This is a genomic window from Actinomyces sp. HMSC075B09 (assembly GCF_001812395.1).
GTDB classification, from domain to species: domain Bacteria; phylum Actinomycetota; class Actinomycetes; order Actinomycetales; family Actinomycetaceae; genus Gleimia; species Gleimia europaea.
Window position 1 is genome coordinate 210,290 of record NZ_KV808735.1, and the last position, 16,456, is coordinate 226,745.

The 16,456-nt window shown below is 57.2% G+C and carries 12 protein-coding genes; 8 read left to right on the forward strand and 4 right to left on the reverse strand.

Annotated elements, in window-relative coordinates; all coding sequences use genetic code 11:
• Positions 1–65 precede the first annotated feature (65 nt).
• Positions 66–1,406 carry a DUF349 domain-containing protein gene (locus HMPREF2854_RS05535; protein WP_070620154.1) on the reverse strand — a complete coding sequence of 447 codons (1,341 nt, stop codon included), beginning with the start codon at positions 1,404–1,406 and terminating at the stop codon, positions 66–68.
• Between the two features lie 183 nt (positions 1,407–1,589).
• On the opposite strand from HMPREF2854_RS05535, the gene HMPREF2854_RS05540 reads away from it, so the two are divergent.
• Genes HMPREF2854_RS05540 through HMPREF2854_RS05555 form a run of 4 tightly spaced genes read left to right on the forward strand, consistent with a single transcriptional unit; the run spans position 1,590 to position 6,963 of the window.
• Entirely contained in the window at positions 1,590–2,303 is a 714-nt protein-coding gene (locus tag HMPREF2854_RS05540; RefSeq protein WP_034507629.1) for an MBL fold metallo-hydrolase, read from the forward strand.
• A 27-nt stretch (positions 2,304–2,330) separates the two neighbouring features.
• Positions 2,331–3,671: a histidine--tRNA ligase gene (gene hisS / locus HMPREF2854_RS05545; RefSeq protein WP_070620156.1), complete on the forward strand. Its 1,341-nt coding sequence runs from the start codon at positions 2,331–2,333 to the stop codon at positions 3,669–3,671.
• A 3-nt stretch (positions 3,672–3,674) separates the two neighbouring features.
• A complete protein-coding gene (locus tag HMPREF2854_RS05550; RefSeq protein WP_070620158.1) occupies positions 3,675–5,381 on the forward strand; it encodes a GTPase domain-containing protein in 1,707 nt (568 codons plus the stop codon).
• Positions 5,368–6,963 carry a GTPase family protein gene (locus HMPREF2854_RS05555; RefSeq protein WP_070620160.1) on the forward strand — a complete coding sequence of 532 codons (1,596 nt, stop codon included), beginning with the start codon at positions 5,368–5,370 and terminating at the stop codon, positions 6,961–6,963. The genes HMPREF2854_RS05550 and HMPREF2854_RS05555 overlap by 14 nt, the downstream gene beginning before the upstream one ends.
• Positions 6,964–7,019: 56 nt before the next feature.
• On the opposite strand, the gene HMPREF2854_RS05560 is transcribed toward HMPREF2854_RS05555, so the two are convergent.
• The 3 genes from HMPREF2854_RS05560 to HMPREF2854_RS05570 all read right to left on the reverse strand — a co-directional run bounded on the left by HMPREF2854_RS05560 (position 7,020) and on the right by HMPREF2854_RS05570 (position 11,450).
• Positions 7,020–7,895, reverse strand: coding sequence for a DNA adenine methylase (locus HMPREF2854_RS05560; protein WP_083309412.1), 876 nt, complete (start codon positions 7,893–7,895; stop codon positions 7,020–7,022).
• Between the two features lie 137 nt (positions 7,896–8,032).
• A complete protein-coding gene (locus tag HMPREF2854_RS05565; protein WP_070620387.1) occupies positions 8,033–9,922 on the reverse strand; it encodes a DEAD/DEAH box helicase in 1,890 nt (629 codons plus the stop codon).
• 160 nt (positions 9,923–10,082) lie between these two features.
• Positions 10,083–11,450: an MFS transporter gene (locus HMPREF2854_RS05570; RefSeq protein WP_070620390.1), complete on the reverse strand. Its 1,368-nt coding sequence runs from the start codon at positions 11,448–11,450 to the stop codon at positions 10,083–10,085.
• A gap of 198 nt (positions 11,451–11,648) precedes the next feature.
• Between HMPREF2854_RS05570 and aspS the strand changes: the two genes are divergently transcribed.
• The 4 genes from aspS (at position 11,649) to rpsD (ending at position 16,391) form a co-directional block, all read left to right on the forward strand.
• Positions 11,649–13,421, forward strand: a complete 1,773-nt coding sequence (gene aspS / locus HMPREF2854_RS05575) for an aspartate--tRNA ligase (RefSeq protein ID WP_070620162.1) — start codon at positions 11,649–11,651, stop codon at positions 13,419–13,421.
• 164 nt (positions 13,422–13,585) lie between these two features.
• A complete protein-coding gene (locus HMPREF2854_RS05580) occupies positions 13,586–14,203 on the forward strand; it encodes an L-threonylcarbamoyladenylate synthase (protein ID WP_070620165.1) in 618 nt (205 codons plus the stop codon).
• A 112-nt stretch (positions 14,204–14,315) separates the two neighbouring features.
• A complete protein-coding gene (locus HMPREF2854_RS05585; protein WP_070620168.1) occupies positions 14,316–15,656 on the forward strand; it encodes a replication-associated recombination protein A in 1,341 nt (446 codons plus the stop codon).
• 114 nt (positions 15,657–15,770) lie between these two features.
• Entirely contained in the window at positions 15,771–16,391 is a 621-nt protein-coding gene (gene rpsD, locus HMPREF2854_RS05590) for a 30S ribosomal protein S4 (RefSeq protein ID WP_034507645.1), read from the forward strand.
• Positions 16,392–16,456: the final 65 nt, after the last annotated feature.

The following is a 16,456-nucleotide window of genomic DNA, read 5'->3' on the forward strand; positions in this document are numbered from 1 at the left end:
GCCATGTAGACATAAGAAGGAGGGGAGAGCGGTTGCTCTCCCCTCCAAAAGTGTGGTTAGCCGGGCTAGTCCACAGAACCTTGGATCTGCTCTTGCCAAGCGCGCTTAGTTGCAAGCGCGTCTCTGATCGAAGCCGCCTTCTTCTCGTTGCCATCAGCTTCAGCCTTCGCGAGGTCACCCTCGAGCTCGGCAATCGAGTCAGCAAGCTGGCCGAGCATGCCTTCCGCGCGAGCCTTCGTTTCTGGATCGGTGCGGCGCCACTGCTCTTCCTCTGCGTCACGAACTGCCTTTTCAACGGCGCGCATGCGGTTTTCAACGCGGTTCATGTCCGCGCGCGGAACGTGACCGGCCTCCTCCCAACGATCCTGGATGCCGCGTAGCTTCTCGATAGTGGCTTCAAGATCTTCAATGGGAAGGAGCGCCTCAGCCTCTTCGAGGAGTGCTTCCTTTACCTTTAGGTTCTCGCGGTAAGCCGAATCTACGGCCTCGGAGTTTGCGCGGCGAGCATCGAAGAATACCTGCTGTGCTTCGCGGAAACGCTTCCACAGTGCGTCATCTTCCTTGCGGGAGGCGCGGCCGGCTTGCTTCCAACGATCCATCAAATCGCGGTAAGCCGCGGAAGTGCGACCCCATTCGGTGGAGTTCTGTAGCGCGGTGGCCTCCTCAATTAGGGCCTCCTTGACGCGCTTAACTTCGGCCTGACGCGCGTCCAGTGCCGAGAAGAACTGGCGGCGATGACGATCAAAACGCGTGCGGGCAGAAGAGAACCGCTTCCACAGGGCGTCCTCATCAGCGCGGTCAAGGCGCGGTCCTTTACGCTGCAGAGCCTTCCACTCGTCCAAGAGATCGCGCAGACGCTGCCCGGAATTCTTCCACTGGGTGCGTTCGGGATCCTGTGCGGCAATAGACTCGGCCTCTGCAACGACGGCCTCGCGATCGGTCAGCGCCTGGGCCTTAGCAGCAGCCCGCTCAGCTAGGGCTTCTTCCTTACGTTCCTTCGCAGCCTCGTGGAGTTTCGCAACGCGCTCACGCAATGCGTCCAGATTACCTACGGCAGCGGGTTCCTTGATTTCCTCGTCCAGTGACTTCAGTGTCTGCTCAATCTCCCTTGCTGCGAGGGTAGGAAGACGCATCTCGAATAGGTTTACCTTTGCTTCAAGGTCTTCAAATCGGCGGGTGTACAAAGCGAGGGGCTCGTCGGGAACACCATCGGGGTACGAACCAACTTGGCGTTCGCCTCCATTTTCCTTAACCCAGACGTTGCCTTCATCATCCACCCGGCCAAAAGCGGTGGGGTCTTCGCTTGAAGAAGCAGGCACAACCACCATGGGAACTTTGGTTTCTTCGGTTGTTGAAATCTCTAGATCGCCAGCCTTAGCGTTAATAGGTTCTTTTTGATCGCTCACGATATTCCTAACGAGGACGGGGTTGGCATTCGCCTGACCGTTCGACAATGTGCACAGCGGATGGTTCCGCAATGCTCATCCTACGTCGATTTAGTGTCATTTCACACTTTGTCCAACATTCATCTGCTTGGTGAGCCAAGGCAGTTGCGGTGAGCCTACGCGGTTTCCGCTAAAGTTAGAGCTATGAGGATTGAACGGATCGAATCTGTAGCTCTGGGGGAGAACTGCTACGTAGTGGTGCCAGATGAAGCCGCTAACGCGCTAGTGGTGGATCCCGGCGTAGGAACAAGCGAACCCGTGAAAGCATTTTTGGAAAGCGCAGGCTTATCTGCCGGTGCTGTTTTGCTAACGCACGGGCATTTCGACCACGTTTGGGAATGCGCGCAGTTTGACACGACCGTGTACGTGCCGGGCCCGGACATGTACCGAATGGAAGATCCGCTGTCACACTCGATTGGTTTTGGAAATTTCGGAACGTGGAACAAGCCCGCACATTTGCAGGAGGTTCCAAGCCAGGTGTTCCAGCCGATCGATGGCCTTAATATGCTGATGTTGCCCGCGCCCGGACATACGGAAGGCTCGGCCCTTTTCCTAATGGAGATTTCTGCCGGCGAGACCTTTGAGACCAATGCTGCTCTACCGTCTATCCGCACTGGGTTGGGGCCGTTGCAGATGTCGCAACCGGTTGCGTTTGTGGGCGACGTGATTTTCGCCGGATCGGTTGGACGTACCGACTTACCCGGCGGCGATGAGACACAAATGCGTCACTCGCTACGCACCCTGGCTAATGCTTTGGATCCGGATACGTGGATGCTTCCCGGCCACGGTCCCGCAACGAACTGGCGCAATGAACAGGCCACGAATCCTTACGTTAAACGAGCAAAAGAACTCGGCTAATAATCAGTTACTAATAGGAAGAAAATAATGCCAGCACGTACCTCACTGTCCGGTTTCCCCGAATGGCTTCCCGCGGAGCGGATTGTGGAACAGCACATCCTTGACCAATTGCGTGAGACGTTTGAACTCCACGGCTTTGCCTCCATTGAAACTCGCGCTGTCGAGACCTTGGATGACTTGCTTCGCAAGGGGGAAACCTCTAAGGAGGTCTACCTGCTAGAACGTTTGCAAGACAAGTTGCAAGAGCGTTCTGATTCCAAGAAAGACCGCACACTCGGCCTGCATTTCGACCTCACGGTGCCGTTTGCGCGTTACGTCCTGGACAATGCTGGTGAACTTCAGTTCCCATTCCGCCGCTACCAGATCCAGAAGGTGTGGCGCGGTGAACGCCCGCAAGATGGCCGTTTCCGCGAGTTCACACAGGCTGATATCGACATCGTGGGTAATGGCATGCTCGCGTTCCACCACGAGGTGGAGATTCCCCTGGTGATTTTAGAGGCGTTTTCTAAGCTCCCAATCCCTCCCGTAACTGTTTTGGTCAATAACCGTAAGATCGTGCAGGGGTTTTGCGAGGGAATCGGTGTTGAAAACGTGGAACAGGCGCTGCGTTCTATCGACAAGCTCGACAAGATAGGGCCTGAGGGAGTGCGCGCGGAGATGGAAGAGTTTGACTTCCAATCCGAGCAGATTGATCAGCTTTTGAAGCTTGCCCAAATCTCTGGCGATGATCAAAAGGTGCTGGATGAGGTGCGCGGGCTTGGCGTTTCCAATGAGATCCTGGATGAAGGTTTAGAGGAACTTGGTGCGCTGTTGGCCGCCGGAGAGAAGCGGGCGCCGCACCGTTTGCGCGCTGAGCTTAAGATCACGCGCGGCTTGGACTATTACACGGGCACGGTTTACGAAACTGAACTCGAGGGGCACAAGGATCTTGGTTCTATCTGCTCCGGTGGCCGTTACGATTCACTCGCATCGGATGGGAAGCGTTCCTATCCGGGCGTGGGCATCTCTATCGGGGTATCTCGCATTGTTTCGCGTATCTTGGCCGAGGGGCTTGCAACTGCCTCGCGCTCGGTTCCAACCGCTGTCTTCGTTGCCGTAGTGAACGAAGAGTCGCGGGAGGCCTCCGAAGATGTCGCTACAGCGCTACGCGCACGCGGGATCGCAACTGAGGTTTCGCCGAACTCGCAGAAGTTTGGAAAGCAGATCCGTTACGCGGATAGGCGTGGCATTCCGTTCGTGTGGTTCATTGGCGAGGATGGTATGCACGAGGTAAAGGACATTCGCTCGGGCGAGCAGCAAAGTGCTGATCCGCAGACGTGGACGCCACCGGCTGGAGATTTGAAGCCCGCAGTCATACTGGGGGAGTAGCAGGTGGAAGAATATGTTTCTCTAAGCGCGCTTGAGGGTGTGCTTGCCGACGTTGCGCTACCGCTGGATCTGCCCGAAGCAGCTAATGCGCGAGAGGTGGCGAAGCGGTCGGCGCGGCGCCTGGGGGATCATATCTTGCCGCGGTTGCAAAGCCTGGATGCGCCGTTGGTATGCGTGGTGGGAGGCTCTACGGGAGCGGGTAAATCAACGATCGTGAACTCGCTAGTGGGCCAGCACGTGTCTGCCTCGTCCGCTAAGCGGCCAACTACCAGGAGCCCGCTTTTGCTTCATCGCGCAGAAGATGCGCGCTGGTTTGAAAATGAGAGGATACTTCCCACCCTGCCTCGTCGCCGGGTAGCTACGGATGCGCCGCCCTCTGCTCCGAGTGAGGACGTGGGGAATGAGCTGGAGCTTCGCGCAAATGAGCAGGTCCCAGGCGGCCTTGCAATCATTGATGCGCCCGACTTGGATTCGGTGGTTGCGGATAATCGGGCGCTTGCACGGCAGTTGCTGGACGCGGCTGACCTATGGGTTTTTGTGACTACAGCAGCCCGATATGCAGATGCGGTTCCATGGCGAATGCTCCAGGATGCGGCGGCGAGGAACATCGCGATAGCAGTGGTTTTGAATCGGGTGCCGCATGGAGCTGTGGAAGAGGTCCGCGCAGATCTTTCGAGCATGCTGGCACAGGCGGGGCTGGCAAGCGCACCCCTAATCGCGATTGAGGAATCTGCCCTCACAGATGGAATGATTTCGCAGGAGAATCTGCGTCCTCTATTGAACTGGTTGACCTCCCTAACCGATACGGCAGCAGCTCGCGCTGAAACCGCGAGGAGGACGCTGCGCGGATCTGTTGCAGAACTACTTGACGGCCTCTCACTGGTTGAATCGGCTTTGGTGGAGCAGGCGGTTGTGGAGACGGATGGTCTTGCCGTTCTCGATGCCCGAGTTGACGGTGCGGTGCGCAGGGTAGCTACCCAAACTGGAGATGGAACTCTGCTGCGGGGCGAGGTGCTCGCCAGGTGGCAAGAGGTGGTGGGAACTGCTGAGCTTTCGCGTCGAATCGATGAGGGCGTGTCTTGGTTGAAAGCCCGCGTAACTGGCTTTTTGACGGGTAAGCCCGTGAGCGCGCAGCCGGTTGAAGCTGCGCTCGGTGACGGATTGCGTGCGCTGCTGGCGGATGAGATTGCTCGTACTCACGACGAAGTTAGGCTAACTTGGGCGCAAAGCAGGGCGATGCGAGATGTTGAGGCCGAGGTAGAGCCGGTCCCTACCGCGCGTTTTGATGATATGGCCAAGGAATTGACCCGCGAGTGGCAGCGTAGTCTGTTGCAAATGGTGTCGGACCAGGCGGGATCTAAGAAGCTTTCGGCTAGGTTCCTGGCGATCGGCGTGAACGTCCTCGGTGTTGCACTGATGATCGTTATATTCGCTTCTACAGGTGGTTTGACGGGGGCTGAGGTTGGGGTTGCGGGAGCAACTTCGGTGGTGGCTCAGCGCCTGCTCGAATCTGTGTTTGGAGACCAGGCGGTCTCGTCGATGACGAAGCAGGCGCACAGTGATTTGCAGGAGCGCTTCCGCGCAGTGGTAAGTGAATCGCTTGCACCGTTTACGCGCAGCATGCCCAAGGTGTCGGACCCTGAAGAACTTAGTAGAGCTGTTCAGCGTGCACGGCAAACATGGGAGCGAGGCGACCATGCGAATCTTTAACCGAATTGATGACGCGCCGATTGACGCGCGCGTTCGCGACCTCGCCACGGTGCTGGAGCTACTCGGCGATGACCTGCCGGTCGACAAACGCGGCGAGTATACGCGGGTGGCTGATATTGCAGCGGATCGCCTTGCCCTCGATCCAGACATGACCGTGGTGGCACTGATCGGAGCTACGGGATCAGGTAAGTCAAGCCTGTTTAACGCACTACTTGAGGTGGATTTGGCGCCCGTTGGTGTGCGCCGGCCGACCACGACTTCGATAATGGCTGCCAGCGCTCCGGGAACGCAGTCGAATGCGATTTTGGATTGGCTACAGATTAAGAATCGCGTGTACATTCCGGCGGGGCTTGGGCTATCTCGTGATGTAACGATTTTGGACATGCCGGACATTGACTCGGTGAACGCCCAGAATCGCGAGGGCGCCCAGCGTCTTGCGCAGCGAGCAGACATCCTGGTTTGGGTGGTCGATCCGCAAAAGTATGCTGATGATGTTTTGCACTCGCAGTTTATTAAGCCGTATGCGAAGCATTCGCGCGTCACCATCGTGGCGCTCACGCAGGTCGATCTGCTTTCGCCCGGTGACCAGATGGTGATTGTGGATGATTTGCGAGGTCTGCTTGCCGCTGACGGCCTGCAAAATGCTCGCATTGTGCCTACTTCTGCAAAGACGGGGGAGGGTATTGCCGAGCTGCGCATGCACATTAACGACACGGCGCAGGTGCAGCGCATTGAGTCGGCGCGGTTGAAGGCTGACGTGAGTGACGTGGCCAGTCGCATCCGCTCTGACTTGGAGCAGACGAGTAGCGTGCTTCCTGCTGTGAAGGAGCGCGATGTGGTTAGGGACCTAACCGAGGTTAGTGCTCGAGCCGCGGGAGCGCCGGAAGTTGCTGACGCGGTGCGCAGGGCCTACATCCATCGCGCGAAGAAGCATGTCGGTTGGCTTCCTACCCGCTACTGGCGTAACTTGCGACCCGATCCGCTGAAGCGCTGGCATTTAGGCGAAGGCAAGGGAGAGCTGCACTCTATGCAGGTAAGTGAGGTATCGAGCTCTTCGCTACAGGTGAGTTTGAGGTCTCTTACCGAACGCGTTGCGCAAGGCCGACCACGCGTGTGGGCTAACGACCTGCGGGAGGTTGCAAGTGAAGCTGGCAGTGGCATAAGCGATGACTTGAATGAGGCGGTGGCCAGTACAGACCTCGCTATTCGCGATGAGACATCGGGGTGGTGGCGTTTTTCGAATGCATTGCAGTGGGTCGGCTGGCTGGTTGCACTTATTGGAGCTTTATGGCTTGTAGCCGTATGGGCTTCGCGAGAGTTTCTGCTGATCAGTTGGGATCTTCCTCGTTTCCACGAGGTGCCCTATCCTACTTGGATGCTTCTGGGAGGCCTGGCCTGGACGCTACTGGTGGTTCTCATCTCGCACTTTGCAACGCGGATGATTGCAAGAAGACTTGGGGGTCGCGCTGCTCAGTCACTGCGAACCAGTATTGAGACAACGGTACGGGCAAAACTCTGGGCTCCGCTGCACGCCGAGGATCAGCGGCAACGCCAGATCGTGGATCTGCTCTCGCGCTTGTAGCACGGCCAGCTCGCATGAGTTGTCATAAAACGCCTGTGGTAAACACTAGGGCAGTACTATCTCGCGCAAACAACGAGAAATTCTCGCGCGGGCTTTGCCTCGAAGCCATTTTGCGTGCGCAAACGCCTACCTGCCGTGTACGTGACATCAAAATAGTGAAAACGCCAATTCGTTGACAAGATGTCTTCGAAAAAGTTGTCGTCATCCACGGTGCGGTTACTCATGGCTACCGCGCAGTTTTTGTCAGTAACGAGCATTTCCATCCACTCGCAAAGCTGCTTTTGGTGCTCGTCATCAAAATCTGTGCCGTAGGAAGTGAAACTTCCGCGATAGGGCGGATCGCAGTACACAAAGCTCCCGTCTGGAACCAGGACTTGCTTGTAGTCAGTGCTGTTAATCTCTGTGCGTTGCAAGGCAGATGCCCAAGCCAGTAGCAGGGGTTCTTGAAAGACCTGTTCTTTGGCCTTGTGGTTCAGCAAGCCCGCAGGGGTGGCAAAAAGGCCTCCACCCTCTTTATTCGTCTGCCAGATTCCATTGAATCCAGTGCGCATTAGAAAATAAAGCAGTGCAGAATCCTGGGTTTCCCAGTACTCGCGACGCTTTTCATAGTAGAAGGATTTGCGTCGTTCTTTGCCTTCAATCGCAAGGTATTCGTCTGTTAAGGCATCAACGGCTTCGATGAAGCGAGCCGCATCGGTTTTGAGTGCCCGGAGGATGCCTGCGAGTTCACTGTTGACATCGTTGATAATGAAATCAAGTTCGGGGCTTGTTTCAGCGTATTGGTTGTAAAGGTTGCAAAATACTGCGCCGCCTCCAAAAAATGGCTCTACGTAACTTCTGTATTGCGAGAGGCTTGGGAACTTATCCTCGTAGTGCTTGAGCAATCTGCTCTTGCCTCCGGCCCACATGTAAAACGGTTTTAACTGTCCCATGTAGCTAAATCTTCACTACCACCAAGGTTGTTCTCGTTGATTCTTAACGTTTGTTTGCCTTTAAGTCTTGCAAATCCCCAACCAGCGAGTGCGAAGCCCGGGATTCACAGCATACCTTGTACAACAAGTCAAGCGGTTTAATGGAAGTGTTTCCTCTTGAAACCGCTGCGTCCGCGCGAATGCGAGGCGAAGTCGCGGCCTCGTTTACCTAGGCGGCGCTTCTTGTCACGAAAGCTGCCACCGTCGCGCCGGTTTTCAAACGGTTCTTCCTCCCCGGCGCGCCTATCGCGGTGGCGGGATTCGCGCCTGTCTGCGCTCTCATGGTTGTACTTGGATGGGCCGCGATCCTTTTTGATGCGAAGCTGCCTGCCGGAAATGGTCGCACGCCCGATTTTGCGCTGTGCGTCATCGGTTAACGGCAGTGCCATATCAACGAGGGAGAAGGTGGGGAAGATGTCGATGCGGCCTAGATCCTTGCCGTCAACGCCGCCCTCGTTCGTGATCGCACCAACGATCGCTCCTGGCTTCACGTTGTCCTTATGACCAACCTCCACCCGATAACGGTGCCTAAACCCGGATTCGGGTATGCGGCCAGCTCCGCGATTCTTAGCTTTCTTAGGTTTGTCACGTCCCTCTTCGAACGATGCGACAACGAAATTGCCGTCTTCATCCAGCACTTCTTCGCGTCGAATACGGCCGCTGCCGCGGCGCTCAGGATCCTCCACGCGCCCAAGGTCACCAATAGCCTGCGCGAGAAGCGCCGCAGCAAGGTCATCTAGGTCAAGCTCACCGGTATCAGTGATTTCATTGATGAGGTCGTAGTACAGCTCCAGCCGCCCGGCCTCGAGTCGGCCGGGAAGCTTGTCGAGAAGGCGGCGAGCGCGCACGGCCGAGACTTCGCGCGGGGTGGGGATCGCAACTTCGGTCATGGGGGTGCCGGTCAGCTTCTCAATCTTGCGTAGGCGTCCGCGCTCGCGCGGCGTGAAGAAGGTGAGCGAACGGCCCGATCGTCCCGCGCGGCCGGTGCGACCAACGCGGTGAACGTAGGCTTCGGCTTCACGCGGCACATCGAAGTTCACCACGAGGCCGATGCGATCCACATCAAGGCCACGCGCTGCCACGTCAGTGGCAACCAGCACGTCGAGCGATCCGTCACGCAAACGGCGCATAATTCGCTCGCGCTCGTTTTGCGAAACATCGCCGGAGATACCTGCCGTTTTGAAACCGCGCCGGGTCATGTCAGCCGAGACCTCGTCCACATCGGATCGGGTGCGAACGAACACTATTGCAGCGTCTTCATCCCGGGTAGCCAGGACGCGGCCGAGAGCGCCAAGTTTATGTTTGAACGGCACCACGGCATACGTTTGCTCTAGATTGTCAGCTGTAGAGGCTTGCGGGGCTACCTCTACGCGCACAGGGTCGGTGAGGTAGGCATCCGCGACTTTTTGGATGGCGGGCGGCATGGTTGCAGAGAATAAAGCGTTTACTCGCTCCTGCGATTCAGGCATAGAAGCAGCGATGGTTTCCACGTCTTCGGCAAAGCCCATGCGCAGCATCTCGTCGGCCTCATCAAGCACAAGGACGCGAACGTTTTGGAGCTTCAAATAGTCTTTGTTGATGAGGTCGATAATGCGGCCAGGCGTGCCCACAACGATCTGTGCGCCTGCCTTCAGCGCCCGGATCTGCGGCGTGTAGGAGGAACCGCCGTACACGGTGACGACGGAGACCGGCAGGTACTTCGCAAAGGACTCGAGGGCAGTTGCACTTTGCATTGCCAGTTCACGCGTAGGGGCAAGCACCACGGCTTGAACGTGTTTTTGCTCAGCGTCGATCAGGCTAAGAAGGGGAAGACCAAACGCGGCGGTTTTGCCGGTTCCCGTTTGGGCGATGCCCACAATATCGCGGCCCTGCAAAAGAGGCGGGATTGAGCCGGCTTGGATAGGAGTGGGCGTTTCGAAGCCCATCTCGTTAATCGCATCCAAAATTGGCGCAGAAAGAGAAAGGTCAGAAAATTTGGGGGATTCCATGGCATCCATTCACTAGAAAAAGAAATGCCGCATCCCCCGTCACACATACTCTTGCACCATCATTGGAGGCTAGCGGCTACTGAAACTCTACCGAAAATGTCTTGCCGGTCGATAAACCTCGGTGGTGAGGTTCCTTACAGCCCCTGTTTACCTGGCTGCTTTAGATGCTGGCTACTCGCTTAACTCCAATGATGCGTGTGGAGGCAAAGATAGCGAGGATGGCGAAGCTGATTGACACGAACGAGGTAGGGAGGTACGGAGATACGCCGCCGTTTAGGTGCGCCCATCCCGATAGAGCCACCGATGACAATCCCATTGCGAGGGCGGGACCGAGTGCGTCAGCCAACTGCAAGGAAGCAGAGACGTCGCCGTGGCGCGATTTTGCTGCCACTCCAAGTGCAAGATCAGAGGAAGTTGAATGAGCTAAGCCTTGGCCCAACCCCATGATGGCAAACCCTGTAATAGAGACGGCTGGGGAAATGGACTGCATGGGCATGGTTACTACCAGTAGCGCGCCCAGCAGAATGAGGCTTGATCCAACTCCAGGAATCTTAGTGCGGCTCTCCCATAGGGCCACCCGCGCTTGCGCCCACGATCCGATGGTCCAAGCAACAGAACCAATCGCGATTGCCCACCCCGTGGATGCAGGGCTCCAACCGTGTACGCGGTCTAGAACGAGGGGCAGGAAGAACTCTGCACCAATGAGGGCCGCCATGATTGCCATGCGCATGCCCACAATGGAGGGCACACCTGCGGTTGCTTTGAAGGTGCCTTTAGGGAGCAGACGAGGCATGCCTATTACAAGTAGCGCGGCTCCGACGATGATGCCTATCCACATGGATACCTCACTAAGGCCACCGGCAATCTGCAGGGCAACGATACCGGCGCTCGCAAGTAGGGCGGCTACGAATGCCGGTGGTGGGGTAGCCTCACCGGGCTCTTTGGCTGGCATGCGACGCAGAATTGGAATGAGGGGAAGCAGAGCGGCCAGCGCGATGGGGATGATAAGCCAAAACACGGGCCTCCAGCTCCAGTGCTGGACGATGTAGCCGGCAATGGAAGGGCCGATCATTGAGGGTAATACCCAAGCGAACGAGAAGACTGCGAAGAAGAATGGGCGGCGTTCGTTTGACACCACGTCACCGACCATGACGTATAGCGGCACCATGATCATGCCTGAGCCAAGGCCTTGGATCGCGCGGCCAACAATGAAGACCGCGAGGTTTGGCGCCACGCCCGCGGCGAGTGCGCCAAGCGAAAACATGGTCATGCCGAACACAAGGGGCCTTCTAACTCCCATCTTGTCGGCCCACCAGCCAGCGATGGTGGTAGAGAGAATCTGTCCGGCCAAAACCATTCCCGCGGCAAGCGAATACCAGCGGTCTCCGCCCAGGTCTGCAACAACCGTAGGCATCGCATTAGTGGTTGCAAGCGCTTCAAAAGCCAGGCAGGTAATAAGTACTACCGAGCCGATTAGAAGGAGTTTCTCAATCGGAGTAGAGGTGGTTTTGTTCCGCGCTTGCTTCATACAGTCCAAGGTAGAGACCTGCCCAAAAAATAGCAAAATCTCCGCGCCTTGTCGTTTAGCCGCGACCTCACGCCCCATTTATGAGGCCGTGGACAACGCCAACACATAGCAAACATTTTTTAGGAGTGGGGCAAAGGGTTTAGGATTGTGTCGCGCCCGCCCGTCTCGCGGTGCCGCTAAATCTGAAAGGAACGCCGAATGCTGCGTACACACAATATTGGATCTTTGAACGCGTCACTGGCTGGCCAAGTTGTTACCTTGGCAGGTTGGGTTGACCGCCGCCGCGACCACGGTGGGGTTGTATTTATTGATTTGCGAGATGCGTCCGGCGTGGCGCAGGTGGTTGTGCGAGATGAGGTAGTCGCGCACCAGCTTCGCTCCGAATTTGTCCTGCAGGTGACAGGCGAGGTGTCGCTCCGTCCCGAGGGTAACGAGAACTTAAACATCCCTACGGGTGAGATCGAGGTGCTCGGTGACGACGTCAAGATCTTGAACACTGCGGCTGCACTGCCGTTCCAGGTGTCTGACCATGCTGATGACTCGGGCAAGGTAGGAGAAGAAACGCGTCTGCGTTACCGTTACCTAGACCTGCGTCGCTCAAAGCTACAGCATGCAATTCGTTTGCGTTCGCAAGTGTCGAAAGCAGCACGCGCTGTCCTCGACAATCATGACTTCGTCGAGATCGAAACCCCAACGCTGACTCGTTCCACGCCGGAGGGGGCGCGTGACTTCCTTGTTCCTGCCCGCCTCGCGCCGGGTTCTTGGTACGCATTGCCGCAGTCTCCGCAGCTGTTCAAGCAGCTCCTCATGGTCGGTGGCATGGAACGCTACTACCAGATCGCGCGCTGCTACCGTGACGAGGATTTTCGCGCGGACCGTCAGCCGGAGTTCACCCAGCTCGATATTGAGATGTCATTTGTGGACCAGGAAGACGTAGTCGCGGTTGCTGAGGACGTCCTCAAAGCTGTGTGGAAGACCATCGATTATGACCTTGAGACGCCGATTGCGCGCATGACGTTCAAGGATGCGATGGAAAAGTACGGTACGGACAAGCCGGATCTACGTTTTGGTCTAGAAATCGTTGACCTGACGGAGTACTTCAAGGACACCCCCTTCCGCGTGTTCCAAAACGAATACGTTGGTGCTGTCGTGATGCCCGGCGGCGGTTCACAGGCGCGCCGTACGTTCGATAAGTGGCAGGAATGGGCGCGTTCGCGCGGTGCACGTGGCCTCGCATATGTGACGATTAGCGACGATGGTGAGCTTGGCGGCCCCGTTGCGAAGAACATTTCCGAGACGGAGCGGGCTGGCCTTATGGAGGCTACCGGTGCAAAGCCGGGGGACTGCATCTTCTTTGGTGCGGGCAAACCGTCGGAGGCCCGGGCCCTGCTCGGTGCAACCCGTCTTGAGGTGGGCAAGCGCGCCGGCCTCATCGACGAAGATGCATGGTCTTTCGTATGGGTTGTTGATGCTCCACTGTTCAAGGAAGCCGGACAGGATGACGACGTGGATCTCGGCTCTTCGAAGTGGACCGCGGTACACCACGCGTTCACGTCTCCAAACCCGGACTGGATCGACAACTTCGAGGAAGATCCGGGTAACGCCCTCGCTTACGCTTACGATATTGTCTGCAACGGCAATGAGATCGGTGGCGGCTCCATTCGTATTCACCGCCGCGACGTGCAAGAGCGCGTATTCAAGGTGATGGGTATTGGTGAAGAAGAGGCGCAGGAAAAGTTCGGGTTCCTTCTTGACGCATTCAAGTTTGGTGCTCCACCGCACGGTGGCATCGCATTTGGTTGGGACCGTATTGTTTCGCTCCTTACCAAGTCGGAGTCGATCCGCGATGTGATTGCGTTCCCGAAGTCGGGCGGCGGCTACGACCCGCTCACCCAGGCTCCGGCGCCGATTCCAGATGAGCAACGCGCGGAGACGGGCGTGGACTGGAAGCCAGAGGACGAAGAGGACTAGCCCTAAGCGCTCCTGCGCGCCGGCTGGCCGAAAATGCTCCCCACTGGGTGGACGGGAAACCGTTCCGAGCAGTGGGGAGCATTCATATGCGCCTGCCCGCGAAGCGCTCTGGCAAATCCACTCGATCGCGCGCGTTATAGGTGACGAGGTGACTACAATGAGTTATGGCATACATTGAGATTCACCCGGAAAATCCGCAAGTTAGGTTCGTTAATCAAGCTGTTCAGCTGTTGCAGGATGGGGGAGTCATCGCGCTCCCAACCGACTCTGGTTACGCGGTCGCAACGACGATGGGTAACAAGGATGGGCTGGACCGGATCCGCCAGATGCGCCACCTTGACGAAAAGCACAATTTCTCCCTCCTGTGCCATAACTTTTCACAACTTGGCCACATCGTGATTGTGGACAATAAAGCATTCCGCACCATCAAGGCGTTAACTCCAGGCCCTTACACGTTCATTTTGCGTGGCACCAAGGAAGTGCCGCGTCAGACGTTGAATAAGAAGAAACAGACCGTGGGAGTGCGTATCCCCGACCACAAGATCACGCAGGCGATAGTGGAGGCTCTGGGTGAGCCCATGCTTTGTTCCACTCTGATCATGCCGGGTGAGGACGAGGCGCTTTGGGATCCGGCGGTGGTGAATGATCGCGTTGGCCACCTCGTTGACATGGTTCTTGGAGGCCCGGTTGGCAACGCGGGAGCAACAACGGTTATTGATTTCACCAGCGGTAGTCCTGAAGTTGTGCGCCAGGGCGCAGGATCAACAGAGCTGTTCGACTAATCAATCATGGAGGAGGGCGCGGATAGCGCCCTCCTTTTGTCTGCGCGAAATCGGTAGCTGGGTAGGGGATACAACTTCGCGCGGGCATTGCTGAACAACTAGGGTTGGGGTTATGGACATTTTTGAGGCGGCGAATATGGATCCGATTGGGATCCCAAAGGCCGGTGAGGCCGCTCCGCTGGCGGTGCGCATGCGGCCAAGTTCGGTTGAGGAGGTGCTCGGTCAAGACCACCTATTGAAGGATGGCTCTCCGTTGCGGCGTCTCCTTGCGCCGGCGGATTCGTCGCGCGCCGTGTCCTCTTTGATTTTATGGGGCCCGCCGGGGGTGGGGAAGACAACGCTCGCATATTTGATTGCGCGCTTGTCGGGACGTCATTTTGAGGAAATCTCGGCGGTGAATGCCGGCGTTAAAGAAGTGCGCGCCGTAATCGCATCGGCTAAGCGCCGCCTGGGCGCAACCGGTGAAGAAACTGTTTTGTTTATTGACGAGGTCCATCGCTTCTCTCGCTCCCAGCAAGACGCCCTGCTGCCCGCGGTTGAAAATCGCTGGGTTACCCTGGTGGCTGCAACCACGGAAAACCCGTCATTTTCAGTTGTCAGTCCACTGCTTTCCCGCTCGATTTTGCTTACGCTGGAGCCGCTACAAGATAGTGATATTGAAGCTCTCGTGCGCCGGGCCTTGAACGATAAGCGCGGTCTGGACGGGCGCGTCGGAATAGACGATGAGGCGCTTGAACTACTGGTGCGCCTGGCCGGTGCGGATGCTCGCCGCTCGCTTACGATATTGGAGGCCGCGGCTGCGAACGCTATCGATAGTGAAAGCCGGGCGATTGAGCTCGATCACGTATCGCGTGCCGCTGACGCCGCCCTCGTACGCTACGGGGAAGACGAGCACTACGATGTGACATCCGCCTTCATTAAATCCATGCGAGGTTCTGACGTCGATGCAGCTATTCATTACCTGGCGCGCATGCTCGAGGCGGGTGAGGATCCGCGATTTATTGCCCGGCGAATCATGATTTGTGCATCTGAAGATGTTGGTATGGCTGATCCAACGGCACTACAAACCGCTGTTTCGGCCGCTCAGGCGGTGCAAATGATTGGCATGCCGGAGGCGCGAATACTGCTATCGCAGGCGGTTATTGCAATCGTTACAGCGCCGAAGTCAAACGCCTCATATCTTGCTGTTGATCGTGCTATTGCTGATATTCGCGCGGGTAAGAGTGGGCCGGTGCCAAAACATCTGCGGGACGCGCATTACGCCGGTGCGAAGAAGCTCGGTCATGGAAATGGGTACGTGTACGCGCACGACGAGCCCTATGCGATCGCGGCTCAACAATACTTGCCGGATCAACTGGAAGGCACGCAGTACTACGAGCCCACGTCCAATGGCTTTGAGGCAAGCATCACTAAACGGCTTGAGAACGTGCGTAAACGCTTAAAAATGCGGTAGACTGCGAAGGTTGCAAAAAGCAACACCCTGGGGTCTTAGCCCACGCATTGCGCAGAGGTGGCCCCGCGTAGGTGACTACGCGATTCGTTTTGAAGAAACAGGAAGGAATTCCACATGGCACAGAGCTCACGCCGCCAGGTGCGTCTATCGCGCTCCCTTGGCGTTGCACTAACTCCGAAGGCAGCCCGCTACTTCGAAAAGCGTCCGTACGGCCCCGGCCAGCACGGTCGCGCCCGCCGTCGTCAAGATTCTGACTACGCGGTTCGTCTGAAGGAAAAGCAGCGTCTACGCGCACAGTACGGTCTGCGTGAGGCGCAGATGCGTCGTGCATTCGAAGAGGCCCTCCGTATGGAAGGCATCACCGGTTCGAACCTGGTGCAGCACCTCGAGCAGCGCCTCGATGCGCTCGTACTACGTTCCGGTTTTGCTCGCACCATTGCGCAGGCCCGCCAGTTCGTGGTGCACCGTCACATCCTCGTTGATGGAAAGATCGTTGACCGTCCTTCGTTCCGCGTGAAGCCGGGGCAGACCATCCAGGTTAAGCCAAAGTCGCAGACCACCACGCCGTTTGAGATTGCTGCGCAGGGTATTCACCGCGACGTGCTTCCGGCAGTACCGGGCTACCTTGAGGTTGACCTTGAGCGTCTGCGTTCAACTCTTGTTCGTCTGCCGCAGCGCGAAGAGATTCCGGTAGTTTGTGAAGACCAGCTGGTCGTTGAATACTACTCGCGTTAATCTTTAACTTTTCGAGTGCCCCGGTTTTGCCGGGGCACTTGCAGTACGTACGCACCAGTTAGCGC